This window comes from Piscinibacter gummiphilus (genome assembly GCF_032681285.1).
Taxonomy (GTDB): Bacteria; Pseudomonadota; Gammaproteobacteria; order Burkholderiales; family Burkholderiaceae_C; genus Rhizobacter; species Rhizobacter gummiphilus_A.
Window position 1 is genome coordinate 1,982,899 of the sequence record NZ_CP136336.1, and the last position, 15,970, is coordinate 1,998,868.

The following is a 15,970-nucleotide window of genomic DNA, read 5'->3' on the forward strand; positions in this document are numbered from 1 at the left end:
GCCTTTCAGGCGAGCGAGTTCCAGAGACGAAGCACCGCGTATGAACGCCAGGGGCTCCAGCGCTCTGCGTGAGTCTCGGCCTCGCGCCGGGTGGTGATGCCGAAGAGCGGCTTCATGGCGTTGAGCACGGCCACGTCGTTCGGCGGGAAGGCGTCGGGCCAGCCGAGGGCGCGCATCGCGATGTAGTGCGCCGTCCATGGGCCGATGCCAGGGAGTTGCTCGAGCATCTCGATCAGCGCGGCGGGTTCGTGCTTGTCGTGCAGGTGGCGCGAGGCCTCGGGCCAGGCCTGTGCCAGCGCCTGGATGGCACCGGCGCGCGCGCGGATGATGCCGAGTTCGGCGATGTGCTCGACCGGGGCCGCCGCGATGGTCTCGGGCGACGGGAAGGTGCGCGTGACCTCGGGCCACGGGGTGGCGACGGCCTCGCCGAAACGGTCGGCGAAACGGCGGGCCAGCGTGCGCGCGGCGGCCACCGTGACCTGCTGGCCGAGCACGGCGCGCACGACCATCTCGAAGCCGTCGACGCAGCCCGGCAGGCGCAGGCCGGGGCCGCCGGGCAGGCCGGCGAGGGCGTGGTCGATCGTGTCGGGCGAGGCGTCGAGGTCGAGCCAGCGGCGAACGCCGGCGACCACGCGGGCGCTGTGGGGCGCGAGCGAGGGGGCGAACTGAAGGCGCACGTGGGGCCCACGGGTTTCCGTCTCGGGCACGAACTCCACCTGCAGCCAGCCGCCACTGGGTGCGAGCGCCCCGGCGCGCAGGCTTCGCCGCACGCACGGGTCCTCGACCTGCTCGACATCGGGAATCGCCCGCAGCGAGAGGAAGCGAAGCATCGCCGCCGTGTCGTAGGGCGGGCGGTGGCCGAGGTTGACGCAGACCGCCTGGTCGGCGGGCAGAGGGGTCGCGTCGTCGGCGTCTTGCCTCAGTCGGCTCGGGCTGATGCGGTAGCTGTCGGCAAAGGCGGCGTTGAAGCGGCGCAGGCTGCGAAAGCCGCTGGCGAGCGCCACCTGCGAGACGGGGAGACGCGTGTCGGTCAAGAGCTGCTTGGCCAGCAGCAGGCGGCGCGTCTGCAGGTATTGCAGCGGCGTCACACCATGCTCGGCGGCGAAGATGCGGCGCAGGTGGCGGTCGCTCACGCCGAGGTGGCTGGCCAGCGCAGCCATCGACGGGGCGTCGCTCTCGTCGTCGTCGGCGCCCAGCCGGCTGTCGAGCCATTGCGCGGCCTGGCGGGCGAGCGTGCGCGAGGCATCCATCACCGTCCAGGCGAGGCCGGGCCCGGGGGCCATCTCGGGGCGGCATTTCATGCAGGGGCGGAAAGCTTCGGCCTCGGCCTGGGCCGGGGTCGAGAAGAAGCGACAGTTTTCCTTGCGCGGGGTCTTCACGCGGCAGACCGGCCGGCAATAAATGCCGGTCGAGGTGACGCCCACGAACAGTCGGCCGTCGAAGCGGGCATCGCGGGCCTTGAAGACCTGGTAGGAGGCGTCGTGGTCGAGGGTCATGAGGTTCATTATGGGCGGCTGGAACGGCTCGACTGGCCGTTTCCGGACACATGCATTCGACTGTGGAAACGGGCCCGCGCGCGGTGGTGGAACGCCCCGTGCTCCAGGCCCCGAGGGCGCCATGTGGCGTCTATAGAATCCGCCAACTTCTTCCAGGAGCACTCACGCATGCAAGTCACCGCCTCCAACTTCAAGGCCTATGACATCCGCGGCATCGTCGGCAAGACCATCGACGAAAGCTTTGCGGAACACCTCGGCAAGGCCTTCGGGAGCGCGGCTGTGGCAGCAGGCGAGAAGGCCGTGGCCGTGGGCCGCGACGGGCGCCTCTCGGGCCCGGGCCTCGTGGCCGCGCTGACCCGTGGTCTCGCCTCCACCGGCCTCGACGTGGTGGACCTCGGCGCCGTGACCACGCCGATGCTCTATTACGTGGCGGCCACGCGCGGCCAGCACGGTTGCAACTCGGGCATCCAGGTGACTGGCAGCCACAACCCGAAGGACTACAACGGCTTCAAGATGGTACTGGCCGGCCGCGCGATCTACGGCGACGAGATCCAGGCCCTGCGCACGCGCATCGAGCGCGAAGACTACGTGGTCGGCAAGGGTCGCTCGGCCCAGATGGACATCCTCGCCGAGTACCGGCACCGCATCGCGAGCGACTGCAAGCTCAAGCGCAAGATGAAGATCGTGGTCGACAGCGGCAACGGCATCCCCGGCGCGTCGGCCCCCGGCATCCTGCGCGCACTCGGCTGCGAGGTGACCGAGTTGTATTCCGAGGTCGACGGCGACTTCCCCAACCACCACCCCGACCCGAGCAAGCCGGAGAACCTGGCCGACCTGATCCACGCGGTGAAGACGAGCGACGCCGAGATCGGCCTCGCCTTCGATGGCGACGGCGACCGCCTGGGCGTTGTCACCAAGGGCGGCAACATCATCTACCCCGACCGGCAGCTGATGCTCTTCGCCATCGACGTGCTGGAGCGCAACCCCGGCGCGACCATCATCTACGACGTGAAGTGCACGCAGCGCCTCGCCCCCGTGGTGCGCGAGCATGGCGGCAAGCCGCTGATGTGGAAGACCGGCCACTCGCTGGTCAAGGCCAAGCTCAAGGAAACCGGGGCGCCGCTCGCCGGCGAGATGAGCGGGCACATCTTCTTCTCGGAGCGCTGGTACGGCTTCGACGACGCGACCTACACCGCAGCGCGCTTGCTGGAGATCCTGTCCAAGAGCAAGGATCCGAGCGCCGTGCTCGATGGCCTGCCCACGAGCTTCAACACGCCCGAGCTCAACGTGCCCTGCGCCGAGGGCGAGCCGAAGCAGGTGGTCGAGAAACTGCTGAAGAACGCCGACTTCCCCGGCGCCGAGGTCGTGACCATCGACGGCCTGCGCGTGGACTACGAAGACGGCTTCGGCCTCATCCGCTCATCGAACACCACGCCGGTGCTGGTGTTGCGCTTCGAGGGCCACACGCAGGAGGCGCTGCACCGCATCGAAGAGACGATGATGGCGGCGCTGAAAGCGGCCAAGCCCGACGCGCAGGTCGCTGCGGCCGCGCACTAATCAGTTGTACCCGCCCCCTTGCGTGTCCTGATCGTCAAGTTGTCGTCGCTGGGGGACGTGGTGCACGCCATGCCGGTGGTGCACGACATCCGCAGCGTCTACAGCGGGGCGCGCATCGACTGGGTGGTCGAGCCGGCCTTCGCGCCGCTCGTGCGCCGCGTGCAGGGCATCGGCGAGGTGATCGAGTGCGCCCAGCGCCGCTGGCGCAAGCGCTGGTGGACAAGCGCAGTGCGCGCCGAGTGGCGCGAGTTCAAGCGCAAGCTCACCGCCGAGCGCTACGACGCGGTGATCGACCTGCAAGGCCTCACCAAGTCGGCCCTCGTCGCGCGCATGGCGCAGGGGCCAAGCTTCGGCCTCGCCAACAAGACCGAGGGCTCGGGCTACGAGTGGCCGGTGCGTTGGCTGATCGACCAGACCATCGAGATCACGCCGCGCATCCACGCGCTCGACCGCTCGCGTGAACTCGCGGCGCGGGCGCTCAACTACCAGGTGAGCGGCTCGCCGTACTTCGGCCTGCTGTCGCATGCCGAACCGCTGGCGCAGCCGACGGTGGTGTTCGTGCACGGCACCTCTCGCGACGACAAGCTGTGGCCCGAGGAATGCTGGGTGGAGCTCGGGCAGCGCATGGTCGCCTCGGGCGTGGCGGTGGCGCTGCCGCATGCGGGCCCGGTGGAGCTGGCGCGCGCCGAACGCATCGCCCGCGCGATCGGGCCGCAGGCGAGCGTGTGGCCGCAGATGTCGCTCGATGCGCTGGTCGACCGGCTGGGGGCCGCGCAGGGCGTGATCGGCGTCGACAGCGGCCTGAGCCACATCGCGGTGGCGCTCAACCTGCCGCACGTGCAGCTCTACAACTTCCCGACCGCCTGGCGCACCGGGCCGCTCGCGGCCCACGGCCACCATCACCAGGCGGCGCTGGAGCGCGAGCCCACGCCCGAGGTCGACCTCGTTTGGGCCACGTGGCAGGTGGTGCGTCGCGCCAAGCGCGGCTGAGCATGTTCGCGCGGCACCTCTATTCCAACCTGTTGCGCCTGCTCAAGCCGGCCTATGTGCTGCGCCTGTGGTTGCGTGGGCGCGCCGAGCCGCTGTACCGCCATGCGATCGGCGAGCGATTGGGCGCCTATCAGGGCGCGGCGCAGGCCGGTGCGTTGTGGGTGCATGCGGTGTCGCTCGGCGAGACGCGCGCCGCCGCGGCGCTGGTGGATGCGCTGCGCCTGCGCCACCCGCAACTGCGCCTGCTGCTCACCCACAGCACCGCCACCGGCCGCGAGGCAGGCAAGGCTTTGCTTCGCGAGGGCGACGTGCAGGCCTGGTTGCCCTATGACACGCCGGGTGTCGTCGACCGCTTCTTCAAACAGTTCAAGCCGGTGGCCGGCGTGCTGATGGAAACCGAGATCTGGCCCAACCTGCTGCATGCGGCCCATGCGGCGGGTGTGCCGATGGTGCTGGCCAATGCGCGCCTGAGCGCCAAGAGCCACCGCCAGGGCCAGCGCCTGTCGTCGGTGATGTACCCGGCAGCGGCCACGCTGCGCATGGCGCTCGCGCAGACGGAAGACGACGCCACACGGCTGCGCGATTCCGGCGTGCGCGAGGTCGTTGTCTGCGGCAACCTGAAGTTCGACATGACGCCCGACCCGGCGCTCATCGCACGTGGACGTGCGTGGCGTGCGCGGCTGGGGCGCCCGGTCGTGATGGCCGCGGCCACGCGCGAAGGCGAGGAGGCGCTGCTGCTGGCCGCCTGGGCCGCGCTGCCTTCGGCGCAGCGGCCACTGCTGCTCATCGTGCCGCGGCACCCCCAGCGTTTCGACGAGGTGGCGGCGCTCGTCGCGGCACAAGGGCTCTCGGTCGCGCGGCGCAGCAGCTGGCAGGCAGAGCCTGGCGAGGGGGCGTGGCCGGCCGACGTCTGGCTGGGCGACAGCATGGGCGAGATGCCGCTCTACTACGGCATGAGCGACGTGGCGCTGCTCGGCGGCAGCTTCGCGCCGCTCGGCGGGCAGAACCTGATCGAGGCGGCCGCCTGCGGCTGCCCCGTCGTGATGGGCCCGCACACCTTCAACTTCGCCGAGGCGGCCACGCTGTCGCTGGCGGCCGGCGCGTCGCGGCGGGTGGCCGACATGGGCGAGGGTGTGGCGCAAGCGGTAGCGATGGCCGGCGATGCGGGGCGGGGCCAGTCCGCCGAGCGGGCCGTGGCCTTCGCCACGCAGCATCGCGGCGCTGCCGAGCGCATGGCGGAAAAGATCTCCGCGCTGCTGCCGGACAGTGCCTCGGTTACTTCACCAGCAGCTGGTTGATCGCGGCCACATCGGCCGGCGAAAGCTGCCCGGCGGCCTGCTTGAGGCGCAGGGTGTTCACCAGCACGTCGTAGCGCGCACGCGCCAGGTCGCGGCGGGTGCTGTAGAGCTGCGTTTGCGCGTTGAGCACGTCGAGGTTCACCCGCACGCCCACCTTGTAGCCGAGCTGCGTGGCGTCGAGCGCCACCTGGCTGGACGTCTCCGCGGCTTCGAGCGCTCGTACGCGGGCCTGCAGCGACTCGGAGCCGTAGTAGGCCTGGCGGGCGGCCTGGTTGGCCGAGCGGCGGGCCGCGTCGAGGTTGTTGCGCGACTGCTCTTCGAGTAGCAGGGTTTCCTTCACCCGGTTCTGGATGGCGAAGCCGGCGAAGAGAGGGATGTTGACCGTCACGCCGATGCTGGACTGGTTGGTGTCACCGTTGTAGCGGTTGACTGGCAGCGAGCCCTGCTTCGAGAAACCGGTGGCGCGGCCCTGGCCATAGCTGCCGCTGAGATCGACCGTGGGCAGGTGGCCGGCGCGTGCCTTGCTGGTTTCGAGTTGCGCCACTTCGTAGCCGACCTGCGCCTTGCGAACGCCGGGGCCGCCTTCAGCCAGCGAGACCCAGGAATTCACGTCGGCCGGCATCACCGGCGGCAGCACCACCGGCGTGGCCAGCGGCTTGGGCTCCACGTTGCTGCGCCCTACGAGCTGGTCGAGCGCGATGCGCTTGTTGAGCAGGTCGTTCTCGGCCGCCAGCTCCTGCGCCGTGGCCAGGTCGTAGCGCGCCTGCGCTTCGCGGGTGTCGGTGATGGTGGCGGTGCCCACCTCGAAGTTGCGCTTGGCCGAGGCGAGCTGCTCCGAGATGGCCTTGGTGCTGGCCCTGGCGGTGGTGAGTGCGTCTTGTGCCCCCAGCACGTCGAAGTAGGCGTTGGCCACGCGAACGATCAGATCCTGCTCGGCGAGCGCGAGGTCGGCCCTGGCGGCCTCGACGCCGAGGTCGGCTTGCGAGATGGTGGCGTCGTTGGCCCGATTGAATAGCGTCTGCTTGGCGTTGAGTGCCGCGGTGGGCCCGCGGTTTTCGCTCTCGGTTGCCGGCGTTTCGTTGGTGGTGCGGGCATAGCCCACCGTCGCGCCCACATTCGGCCTGCGCAGCGAATGGACCCCCTCTGCCTTGTACACCGTCGAATCCGCCAGCGCTCGCGCCGCGAGATAGGTTGCGTCGTAGCCTCGGGCGGTGTCGTACAGCTCCTGCAGCGATTGCGCATGGGCCGTGGAGAGCGCGCCGAGCGCGAAGGCAGCCGCCAGGGCGAGCCGGCGTGGCGTGAAGGCAGGGGACATGGAACGGTCCTTGGGGTTGTACTGCGTTCGAAAGAAAGATCAGAAGTGCGGTTTAGAAGTGAAACCGCGAAGGCTCGTCGAAGCCCACGAGGCGCTGGGCCACGGTGTCGAAGAGGTTTACGCTCTTGAACTCGTTCTCGCCCACGCGGGTCACGAGCACGGCGTTCATCACCGGCTCCTGGCCGACGATGGCGGCGAGGCGGCCGCCGACCTTGAGCTCGTTGAGCAGGTTCTGCGGGATCGACGCCACCGAGCCCGAGAGCAGGATCACGTCGAACGGGCCAGCGGTGGGCAGGCGTTTGCTGCCGTCGCCTTCCATCACGCTCACATTGGTGACTGAGGCGCGCTTCAGGTTCTCGGAGGCGAGCCTGGCCAGCGTCGGGTCGCTCTCGAGCGTGACGACCTGGCGCGCCTTGTGCGCCAGCAGCGCGGCCATGTGGCCGGAGCCGGCGCCGATCTCGAGCGCACGCTCGTGCTTGCGCACTTCGAGCTCCTGCAGCAGGCGGGCTTCGATCTTGGGCGCCAGCATGCACTGGCCGTTCGGCAGGGGCACCTCGGTGTCGAAGAACGCCATGCTGCGGTAGGCAGCGGGCACGAAATCCTCGCGCTTGACCACGGCCAGCAGGGACAGGACGCTCGCGTCCAGCACGTCCCAGGGGCGGATCTGCTGTTCGATCATGTTGAAGCGGGCTTGCTCGGTGTTCATGGCGTGTTCTCGTTAAGACAGATGGGGTGAGCCAAAAATTCTATTTCCCGCCCGCGGGTTGCGGCGCAATGTCAGCAGCGGGGGCGGGCTGGCCGGCGAACTTGCGCTTGAGCCAGGCGGAGAAGTCGTCGAGGTAGCAGTAGATGACGGGCACCACGACGAGCGTGAGCAGCGACGAGGTGATGACCCCGCCGATCACCGCCTGCCCCATGGGCGCACGCTGCTCCGAGCCTTCGGAGAGCGCGAAGGCGAGCGGCACCATGCCGAAGACCATCGCCAGCGTGGTCATGAGGATCGGGCGCAGCCGCACTTCGGCCGCATGCAGCAGGGCGGCTTCGCGGCCCATCGGCGCGTCGCCGTGCTCGCCCTGGCGGGCGCGGATCGCGAAGTCGACCAGCAGGATGGCGTTCTTCGTCACCAGGCCCATCAGCATCACGATGCCGATGATGCTGAACATGTTGAGCGTGGAGCCGAAGACCAGCAGCGTGAGCACCACGCCGATCAGCGTGAGCGGCAGCGACGCCATCAGCGCGATGGGCTGGAGGAAGCTCTTGAACTGGCTCGCGAGGATCATGTAGATGAAGACGATGGCGAGCGCCAGCGCGCCGATGGCGTACTGGAACGACTCGTTCATGTTCTTCGTCGAGCCACCGAAGCTGTAGCGGTAGCCAGGCGGCCAGGCCACGCTGTCGAGCACGCGGCGGATGTCGGCCGACACCTCGCCCGAGCTTCGGCCATAGGCGTTGGCATCGACGTTGATCTCGCGGTTGAGGTCGCGCCGGTTGATCTGGTTGAGGCCGGTCGAGGGCTTCACATCGGCCACCTGCGACAGGCGCACGATGCGCGGCGAGCCGTCGGCCGCAGCTGTGACGTTGATGGGCACGCGCAGCAGGTCGGTGACATCGGTGCGCGCTTCGGGCGTGACGCGCACGTTCACGTCGTAGTTCTCGCCGTCGGGCGCGCGCCAGTTGCCGGCGGTGGTGCCGGCCACGAGCGTGCGCAGCGTGCCGGCCAGCGCGTTGACGTTGAGACCGAGGTCGGCGGCGGCGTCGCGCTTCACGTCGATCGACACGGTGGGTTTGTTGGGCTTGAGCGTGCTGTCGAGGTCCACCAGGCCGGGGATCTCGCGCAGCTTGGGCATGATGAGGTTCGACAGCCGCTCCAGCTCCGCGAGGTCGGGCCCCTGGATGGAGAACTGCAGGCTCTTGCCGCCGCCGAGATCGGTCACGCCGATGTTGGTGACGGTGACGCCGGGTATGCGCGCGAGCCGCTCGCGCAGCGGTGCAGTGAGCTGGTCGACGCTGCGGGTGCGGTCCTTGCGGTCGACCAGGCGCACGTAGACAGACCCGTAGATCTTGCCGGGCGCGCCCACGCCGTTGATGGTGGTCACGGTGTGGCGCACCTCGGGCATCTCGCGCAGCACGGCGTCGATCTGGCGGGCGCGGGCTTCGGTGGTCTCGAGCGACGAGCCGACCGGCGTGTAGAAGTTGAGCTGCGTCTCCGAGAAGTCGGCCTTCGGGATGAACTCGGCGCCGAGGATGGGGATCACGAAGAAGCTCGCGACGAAGGTGGCGAGTGCGACCAGCAGCGTCTTGAACTTGTGCCTGAGCGACCAGCCGAGGATGTGCTGGTAGGCATCGGACAGCCACTCGGTCAGGCGATCGAACACCGCGGTGACGCGGCCGATGGTCTTGTCGTACAGCGTGACCGGCGGGCCGCGGCGGCCGTGCTCATGCGCCTGCGGGTCGTGCCACACGCTCGAGAGCATCGGGTCGAGCGTGAAGCTCACGAACATCGAGATCAGCACCGCCGCGACGATGGTGATGCCGAACTGGTGGAAGAACTTGCCGACGATGCCGCCCATGAAGCCGATGGGCAGGAACACCGCCACGATCGACAGCGTGGTGGCGAGCACGGCCAGGCCAATCTCGTTGGTGCCGTCGAGCGCGGCCTGCATCGGGGTCTTGCCCAGCTGCACGTGGCGCACGATGTTTTCGCGCACCACGATCGCATCGTCGATCAGGAGGCCCACGCACAGGCTCAGCGCCATCATCGTGATGCCGTTGATCGTGAAGCCGAAGGCATACATGAAGAGGAAGGTGCCGATCAGCGCGATCGGGAGCGTCAGGCCCGTGATGACGGTCGAGCGCCACGAGTTCAGGAACAGGAAGACGATGAGCACCGTGAGCGCCGCGCCTTCGATGAGCGTCTGCGTGACGTTGGCCACCGAGACGCGGATCGAGCGCGAGTTGTCACGGTTGACCTCGACCTTCACGCCCGGCGGCACGAGCGGGGCCACGTCCTTGAGGGCGGCCTGCAGGCCGTCGACCACGGCGATGGTGTTCTCGCCCTGCGACTTCTGCACCGACAGCAGCACCGTGCGCTGGCCGTTGTAGAGCGCGAGGCTCTCGATCTCCTGCGGTCCGTCGACCACGTCGGCCACCTGCCAGAGCTTGATCGCGTTGCCGCCACGGCGGGCCACCACGATCTCGCGGAAGTCTTCCGGGCGCTTGAGACGCGCGTTGATCTGCACCACGCGCTCCTGCTCGGCCGACTGCAGGGCGCCCATCGGCAGCTCCTGGTTCTCGCTCTTCACGGCGGCGAGCACCTGGTCGACGCTCACGCCCATTGCTTCGAGCGCGGCCGGGCGCAGGTAGAGGTTGACCTGGCGCTTGACGCCACCCACCACCGTGACGGAGCCCACGCCGCGCACGTTTTCCAGGCGCTTTTGCAGCACCTGCGTGGCCCAGGTGGTGAGCTCCTGCGGCGACTTCTTGCCCTCCGGTGCCAGCACGGCCACGTTGAAGATCGGCGCGCTCTGCGGGTCGAAGCGGAAGATGCGCGGCTCCTTCACCTCGTCGCGCAGGTTGGGGCGGATCAGCGCGATCTTCTCTCGCACATCGTCGGCGGCCTTGCGGCCATCGACGTCGAGGTTGAATTCGACGACCACCACCGACGTGCCCTCATACGAGCGCGACGAGAGGGCGTTGATGCCGGCGATGGTGTTGACCGCTTCTTCGACCTTCTTGCTGATCTCGGCCTCGACGATCTCGGGCGAGGCGCCGGGGTAGTCCATCTGGACGACGACCGTCGGGAAGTCGACGTTCGGGAACTGGTCGACCGCGAGCCGCTGCACGCTGAAGAGACCGAGCACCACGAAGGCCAGCATGACCATCGTGGCCATCACCGGGTTGCTGATGGAAACGCGCGTGAACCACATGGCGGCGGCCCTTCAGCGGGCGGCGGCTGCGGAAGCCGGCGAAGCGATGCTGACGGGCGAGCCGTCGCGCAACTGGCCCACGGTGCCGCGGAGCACCTGCGTGCCGGCCGCCAGGCCCTGCGTGATCTCGACCACGCTCTCGCGCGTGCCGTTGATCACCGCCTCGCCACGTGCGCCGACCGTCACCGGCTTGTAGGCGATGCGGCCCTCGGCAATCGCCATCACGTAGGGGCGGGCCTGGTCGACGCGCACCACGCCGGCCGGCACCACGAGCGCAGTGCGCCGCTGCACCTCGACCGTGCCCCGTGCAAACAGCCCCTGGCGCAACCCCGGGTGCGGCTTGACGCTCAGGTAGACCATCACCGCGCGGGTGCCCGCCTGGGTGCTCGGGTTGATGCGCGCCACGGTCGCTTCGACGGGCTCGCGGTAGCCGTCGATCTCGAGCCGGGCGGTCTGGCCTACGCGCACGTCGGCCACGTCTTCGGGCGTGACGGCGGCTTCGAGTTCGATGCGCGACAGGTCGACGACCTCGATGAGGCGGGTGTCGATGGACACACGCTCGCCCACCTGCACCAGGCGCTGCGACACCGTGCCCGAGATGGGCGCCACGAGCTGCGCATCGGCGAGCGCCTTGCGGGCCAGGTCTGCGGCCGCTTGCGCCGCGCCGTAGTTGGCCCGGGCAGAGGCTTCGTTCGAGATCGAGGTCTCGAGACCCGTGGGCGAGATGAAGCCCTGGGCCACGAGGGCGCGGTTGTTCTCGAGCGCGCGTTTGGCGATGTCGAGCTGCGCGCGCGACGAGGCGGCCGTCTGCTCGGCCTGGCTCACGCGCAGCGTGAGTTCGGAGGTGTCGAGCTGGCCGAGCACCTGGCCGGCCTTGACCGCGTCGCCCTCGCGCACGGTGAGCGACTTCACTTCGGCGGCGACCTTGGCCTTGATGAAGGCGCTGTTGACGGCCTTTAGGCCGCCCGAGACGGCGAGCGTGCGCACGAGTTCCTGGTTGCCGGCGGCCACGAGGTCGGCCGGTGCGAGGTCATAGCTCTGCACCACCTTGGCCGGCTGAGCGGCGGCGACACGCGCCTGCCGTTTTGCATTCAACCGGCTGCCCACCAGGCCCAGCACCAGCAGCAGCACGATCCCCCCGATCGCCCACTTCAACTTTCTCTTCGTCATGACAGGTCTTCCCTCAGGATGCTTTTGTTGTCGTCTTCGCGGTGATGGCGGGCTTGGTCAGCAGCCCGTTGAGCATCAGCTCGATGTGGACCTCGATCACCCGGTCGGGGTCGAAGTCCATGCCTTCGAGCGGGCACGCGCCGAAGGAATTCTTGTGCAGCGACATGAAGATCAGCGGCGCGATCAACGCGTGCATCGCCTCTTCATAGGGGAGGGGGCGGAACTCGCCGCGCTCCACGCCGCGGCGCAGCGTGCGGATCAGCAGCTCGGATGACGGCTGGATCACCTCGTCGCGGTAGAACTGCGCGATCTCGGGGAAGTTGCGCACCTCCGCCATCATGATCTTGTGGATGCCGCCGGCCGGCGAACTGCCCACACGCGTCCACCACATGCGCATCAGCATGGCGAGCAACTCGGCGGTCGGGCCTTCGAAGTTGTCGACGATGCCGGCGCCTTCGGCGATCAAGCCGCTGTAGTTTTGCTGGATCACTGCCTTGAGCAGCTCTTCCTTGCTCGGGTAATAGAGATAGAGCGTGCCCTTGGAGACACCGGCGCGCACCGCGACTTCGTCGGAGCGTGTGGCGGCGAATCCCTTTTCGACGAAGAGCGCAAGCGCGGCGTCGAGCAGTTCCTGGGGGCGCGCTTCCTTGCGCCGCTGGCGCGTGGGCGCGGCCGATGATGTTTTGGACATGAAGGGGGGTTGAGATACTGACCAACCAGTCATTAATGTATCTGCCTTAGACGCGGTGGGTCAACCAAAGGCCCGTGAAGCTTTGCAAAGACTTGATCGGCCGCAAGGGCCAGGGTGGGGCGGCCCGCGCAATCCAAGGGCAAAAGTGCGCCGCTATCATGCGGCGTCTTTTTTGAGGGGTCGCATTTGGACGTCGTACTGCTGCTGAAGGCAGCCATCATGGGCATCGTCGAAGGCCTGACGGAATTCCTGCCCATCTCCAGCACCGGCCACCTGATCCTTGCAGGCTCCCTGCTCGACTTCACCGGCGACACCGTCAAGGTGTTCGAGATTGCCATCCAGACCGGCGCCATGCTGTCGGTGATCTGGGAGTACCGCGTGCGCCTCGGCCGCACGGTGGTCGGCATCACGCACGACCCGGTGGCACAGCGCTTTGCGCGCAACGTGATCGTGGCGTTCGTGCCGGCGGCCGTGTTCGGCCTGCTGCTGGGCAGCGTCATCAAGCAGCACCTCTTCAAGCCGGTGCCGGTGGCCATCGCCTTCATCGTGGGTGGCCTGATCATCCTGTGGGTGGAGCGGCGCCACAAACGGCTCTATGGCGAGAGCGACACCGAAGGCACGCGGCAGGCGCGGGTGGAGACGGTCGACGAGATGACCGCGCTGGACGCGCTGAAGGTCGGCCTGCTGCAATGCCTCGCGCTGATTCCCGGCACCAGTCGCTCGGGCGCCACGATCATCGGCTCCATCGTGCTCGGCTTCTCGCGCAAGGCGGCCACCGAGTTCAGCTTCTACCTCGGCATTCCCACGCTGATGGCCGCGGGCGCGTATTCGGTGTGGAAGCAGCGCGATCTCCTGCACTGGGGTGACCTGCCGATGTTTCTCGTGGGCACGGTGTTCGCGTTCATCAGCGCCTTGCTGTGCATCCGCTGGCTGATCCGGTACGTGTCGACGCACGACTTCACGGTCTTCGCGTGGTACCGCATCGTGTTCGGCCTGATCGTGCTCGCGACGGCCTACACCGGCCTCGTCACCTGGGCGGCCTGATCAAGCTTTCCGGAAGACGAGGTCCCACACGCCGTGGCCGAGCTTGAGGCCACGGTTCTCGAACTTGGTGAGCGGCCGGTAGTCCGGCTTGGGCGCGTAACCCTCGGCGGTGTTGCGCAGCCCCGGCTCGGCGGACAGCACTTCCAGCATCTGCTCGGCGTAAGGCTGCCAGTCGGTCGCACAGTGCAGGTAGCCGCCCGGTGCGAGCCGCGTCACGAGCTTCGCGACGAAGGGCGCCTGGATCAGGCGGCGCTTGTTGTGCTTCTTCTTGTGCCACGGGTCGGGGAAGAAGACGTGCACGCCGGCCAGCGAGGCGGGCGCGACCATGTGCTCCAGCACCTCCACCGCATCGTGCTGGACGATGCGGACGTTGGCGAGCTGCTGCTCGTCGATGAGCTTGAGCAGGGCGCCCACGCCCGGCGTGTGGACCTCGATGCCGAGGAAGTCGGTGCCGGGCAGGGCCTGCGCGATCTGCGCGGTGGCCTGGCCCATGCCGAAGCCGATCTCCACCACGAGCGGCGCCTGGCGGCCGAAGGTGGCCACGGGGTCGAGCACCTGCGGCGCGTAGGGCAGCACGAAGCGCGGCCCGAGCGTCTCGAGGGCGCGGATCTGGCCCGTGCCCATGCGGCCGGCACGGACCACGAAGCTCTTGATGCCGCGCCGCGGGGGAGATGAAGGAGAAGAGGTGTCGTCGCTCATGGGGGCACGCATTGTGCCTCGTGCCCCCTCAAGCGACGACCGCGTGCAGGCTCAGAGGCCGCCTTCCCACAGCTTCAGGTCGGGGGCGTAGTTGCCTGCGCCGTAGGCCGAGCAGAAGGCGGTGTTGTTGCCACGGTAGGTCGGGTCGAGTGCCACCACCGCCGGGCGGATGGCCTGCCAGAAGCGGCCGGGCTCTTCACCCGACTGGCCACCGGAGTCCTTCACCACGATCACCATGTCGAGGCCACGGTGCACGATGATGTACTGGCCACCGAGGCCCGCGGCGAAGAACACGCCCACGTCGTACTGCTGCGCGGGGCAGCCGGCGGTGCGCAGACAGCTCGGGGCGTTCGACACCGGGCCGTGCGGGTAGGCGCGGTACTGCGGCTTGGGCGCGCAGCTGTCGGCCTCGTTCAGCCAGGTGAGGTAGCCGTAGCGGGTGTTGGCGTCTTCGAACGAGGTGTGCGCGAGGTTGTGCAGGTAGTTCACGTCGACCAGGCGCTGGCCGTTCCACACGCCGCCGTTGTTCATCAGGAGGCCCAGACGTGCCATGTCGCGGATGGTCGTCTGCCAGCTGGTCGCGAAGTTCTTGCTGCTCGACGAGGTGCCCCAGGTGGAGTTCTCGAAACCCAGCGGCTGGGCGAGGTAGCGCGTCCAGAAGGCGCCGATGTTGCTGCCCAGCCGTGTGGTGTCTTGCGCTACCACGGTGTTGATGACGTCGCTCAGGCGGTTGATGGCGTCGCTTCCGACCGTGTCGTACTGGAACTCGCGGTTCGGGTAGTTGAGGTTGGGCGATGCGTCGCTCACCATGCCCAGCACGTGTGCCGTGGTCGAGGCCTGCTGGAAGGTGAAGCTGTCGAGCCAGTGGTCGATGCGCTGGAACTCGCCGAGCGGCCCGCGCTTGCGCGTGGTGGTGACGGGGATGTTCTTCGTCTGGTGGATCAGGGCGCCGATGGTCAGCGCCCCCATCGTCTTGGTGGTCGAGTAGACCTGGCTCACCGAATCGCGCCCGCTCGGGTAGTACTCGTGGCAGAGCTTGCCGTAGCGAACGATGGCATATGACAGGCCGAGCGTGCGGTTGGCCGATTGCAGCGCGGCGGGGTCGAGCTTGCATTCGGCGGCGACGTTGGCGGCCGAGACGAGGGTCCACGGGCCGGTGCCGGGGTCGCGCAGGCCGCCGGTGGGCGGCGGTGTGTCGGTGCGCGTGCCTTCGATGCGGGCGTGGGTGACCGTGTACGACTCGGTGGCGCTGTTGGCGTTCACGCGGAAGCGGATGTAGAGCGAGGCCTGCCCCGCGGCGGTGGTCGGGAGGGCGAAGGTCGCGGCCCCCGAGGCGCTGTTGCTCGACTCGAGCACGGTGTAGGTGCTGCCGTTGGTCGAGAACTCGACGATGCCAGCCTCGCCGGTGTCGAGCCCGGTGGAGCTGCGGCTGAACTGCAGCGTGAGGTTGGTGAAGCCCACGGTGCTGATGGGCGCGGAGCGGATGGCGCCGTCCGCACTCAGCAGCGATGCCGTCATGCGCGCGCCGTAGCTGCCGGTGCTGACGCTGCCGGTGGAGGTGAAGCCGCCAAGGCCGGCACTGAAGGTCTGGTCGAGCAGCACGTCGGCCTGGGCGGCGGCGGTGCAGAGGGTGAGGCCCAGGCCGCAGAGCAGCCGGTTCATCCGGTTCAGGGGGAAGGTCACGGTGTCTCCTTTGAAGCTTTTTGCCGAGGCGCGAATATGAACTGGCGTGCAAAAAGAGCGAATATCGATTTCCCGAGGCCGCGTTCTCCGGTGGAAAACAC

General features: G+C 68.4%; 12 protein-coding genes. 4 read left to right on the plus strand and 8 right to left on the minus strand.

Annotated elements, in window-relative coordinates; genetic code table 11:
- Positions 1 to 5: 5 nt before the first annotated feature.
- Positions 6 to 1,496 carry a DNA-3-methyladenine glycosylase 2 family protein gene (locus RXV79_RS09380; RefSeq protein WP_316703163.1) on the minus strand — a complete coding sequence of 497 codons (1,491 nt, stop codon included), beginning with the start codon at positions 1,494 to 1,496 and terminating at the stop codon, positions 6 to 8.
- Between the two features lie 168 nt (positions 1,497 to 1,664).
- On the opposite strand from RXV79_RS09380, the gene RXV79_RS09385 reads away from it, so the two are divergent.
- From RXV79_RS09385 to RXV79_RS09395, 3 genes are read left to right on the plus strand one after another with little or no spacing between them, the layout of a single operon-like run.
- The gene (locus RXV79_RS09385) at positions 1,665 to 3,053 is read left to right on the plus strand and encodes a phosphomannomutase/phosphoglucomutase (RefSeq protein WP_316703164.1); all 1,389 of its coding nucleotides are present in this window, start codon (positions 1,665 to 1,667) and stop codon (positions 3,051 to 3,053) included.
- A gap of 18 nt (positions 3,054 to 3,071) precedes the next feature.
- Positions 3,072 to 4,043, plus strand: a complete 972-nt coding sequence (gene waaC, locus RXV79_RS09390) for a lipopolysaccharide heptosyltransferase I (RefSeq protein ID WP_316703165.1) — start codon at positions 3,072 to 3,074, stop codon at positions 4,041 to 4,043.
- A 2-nt stretch (positions 4,044 to 4,045) separates the two neighbouring features.
- The gene (locus tag RXV79_RS09395) at positions 4,046 to 5,341 is read left to right on the plus strand and encodes a 3-deoxy-D-manno-octulosonic acid transferase (RefSeq protein WP_316703166.1); all 1,296 of its coding nucleotides are present in this window, start codon (positions 4,046 to 4,048) and stop codon (positions 5,339 to 5,341) included.
- On the opposite strand, the gene RXV79_RS09400 is transcribed toward RXV79_RS09395, so the two are convergent.
- From RXV79_RS09400 to RXV79_RS09420, 5 genes are read right to left on the minus strand one after another with little or no spacing between them, the layout of a single operon-like run.
- Positions 5,319 to 6,656 carry a TolC family outer membrane protein gene (locus RXV79_RS09400; protein ID WP_316703167.1) on the minus strand — a complete coding sequence of 446 codons (1,338 nt, stop codon included), beginning with the start codon at positions 6,654 to 6,656 and terminating at the stop codon, positions 5,319 to 5,321. The genes RXV79_RS09395 and RXV79_RS09400 overlap by 23 nt on opposite strands.
- Positions 6,657 to 6,708: 52 nt before the next feature.
- Complete coding sequence (locus RXV79_RS09405; RefSeq protein WP_316703168.1) at positions 6,709 to 7,362, minus strand: protein-L-isoaspartate O-methyltransferase family protein; 654 nt, start codon at positions 7,360 to 7,362, stop codon at positions 6,709 to 6,711.
- A gap of 40 nt (positions 7,363 to 7,402) precedes the next feature.
- Positions 7,403 to 10,582, minus strand: a complete 3,180-nt coding sequence (locus RXV79_RS09410) for an efflux RND transporter permease subunit (protein WP_316703169.1) — start codon at positions 10,580 to 10,582, stop codon at positions 7,403 to 7,405.
- Positions 10,583 to 10,594: 12 nt separating this feature from the next.
- Entirely contained in the window at positions 10,595 to 11,752 is a 1,158-nt protein-coding gene (locus tag RXV79_RS09415) for an efflux RND transporter periplasmic adaptor subunit (RefSeq protein WP_316703170.1), read from the minus strand.
- Positions 11,753 to 11,765: 13 nt separating this feature from the next.
- On the minus strand, positions 11,766 to 12,443 hold the full coding sequence (locus RXV79_RS09420; protein ID WP_316703171.1) for a TetR/AcrR family transcriptional regulator: 678 nt from the start codon (positions 12,441 to 12,443) through the stop codon (positions 11,766 to 11,768).
- A gap of 186 nt (positions 12,444 to 12,629) precedes the next feature.
- Here RXV79_RS09420 and RXV79_RS09425 point away from each other — a divergent pair, with 186 nt between their 5' ends.
- On the plus strand, positions 12,630 to 13,487 hold the full coding sequence (locus RXV79_RS09425; protein ID WP_316703172.1) for an undecaprenyl-diphosphate phosphatase: 858 nt from the start codon (positions 12,630 to 12,632) through the stop codon (positions 13,485 to 13,487).
- On the opposite strand, the gene trmB is transcribed toward RXV79_RS09425, so the two are convergent.
- Together trmB and RXV79_RS09435 are read right to left on the minus strand one after the other, a co-directional pair.
- Entirely contained in the window at positions 13,488 to 14,186 is a 699-nt protein-coding gene (gene trmB, locus RXV79_RS09430) for a tRNA (guanosine(46)-N7)-methyltransferase TrmB (RefSeq protein ID WP_316703173.1), read from the minus strand.
- Positions 14,187 to 14,237: 51 nt separating this feature from the next.
- Positions 14,238 to 15,869 (minus strand): serine hydrolase, encoded by a 1,632-nt coding sequence (locus RXV79_RS09435; RefSeq protein ID WP_316703174.1) that lies wholly within the window; start codon positions 15,867 to 15,869, stop codon positions 14,238 to 14,240.
- Between the last annotated feature and the right edge of the window lie 101 nt (positions 15,870 to 15,970).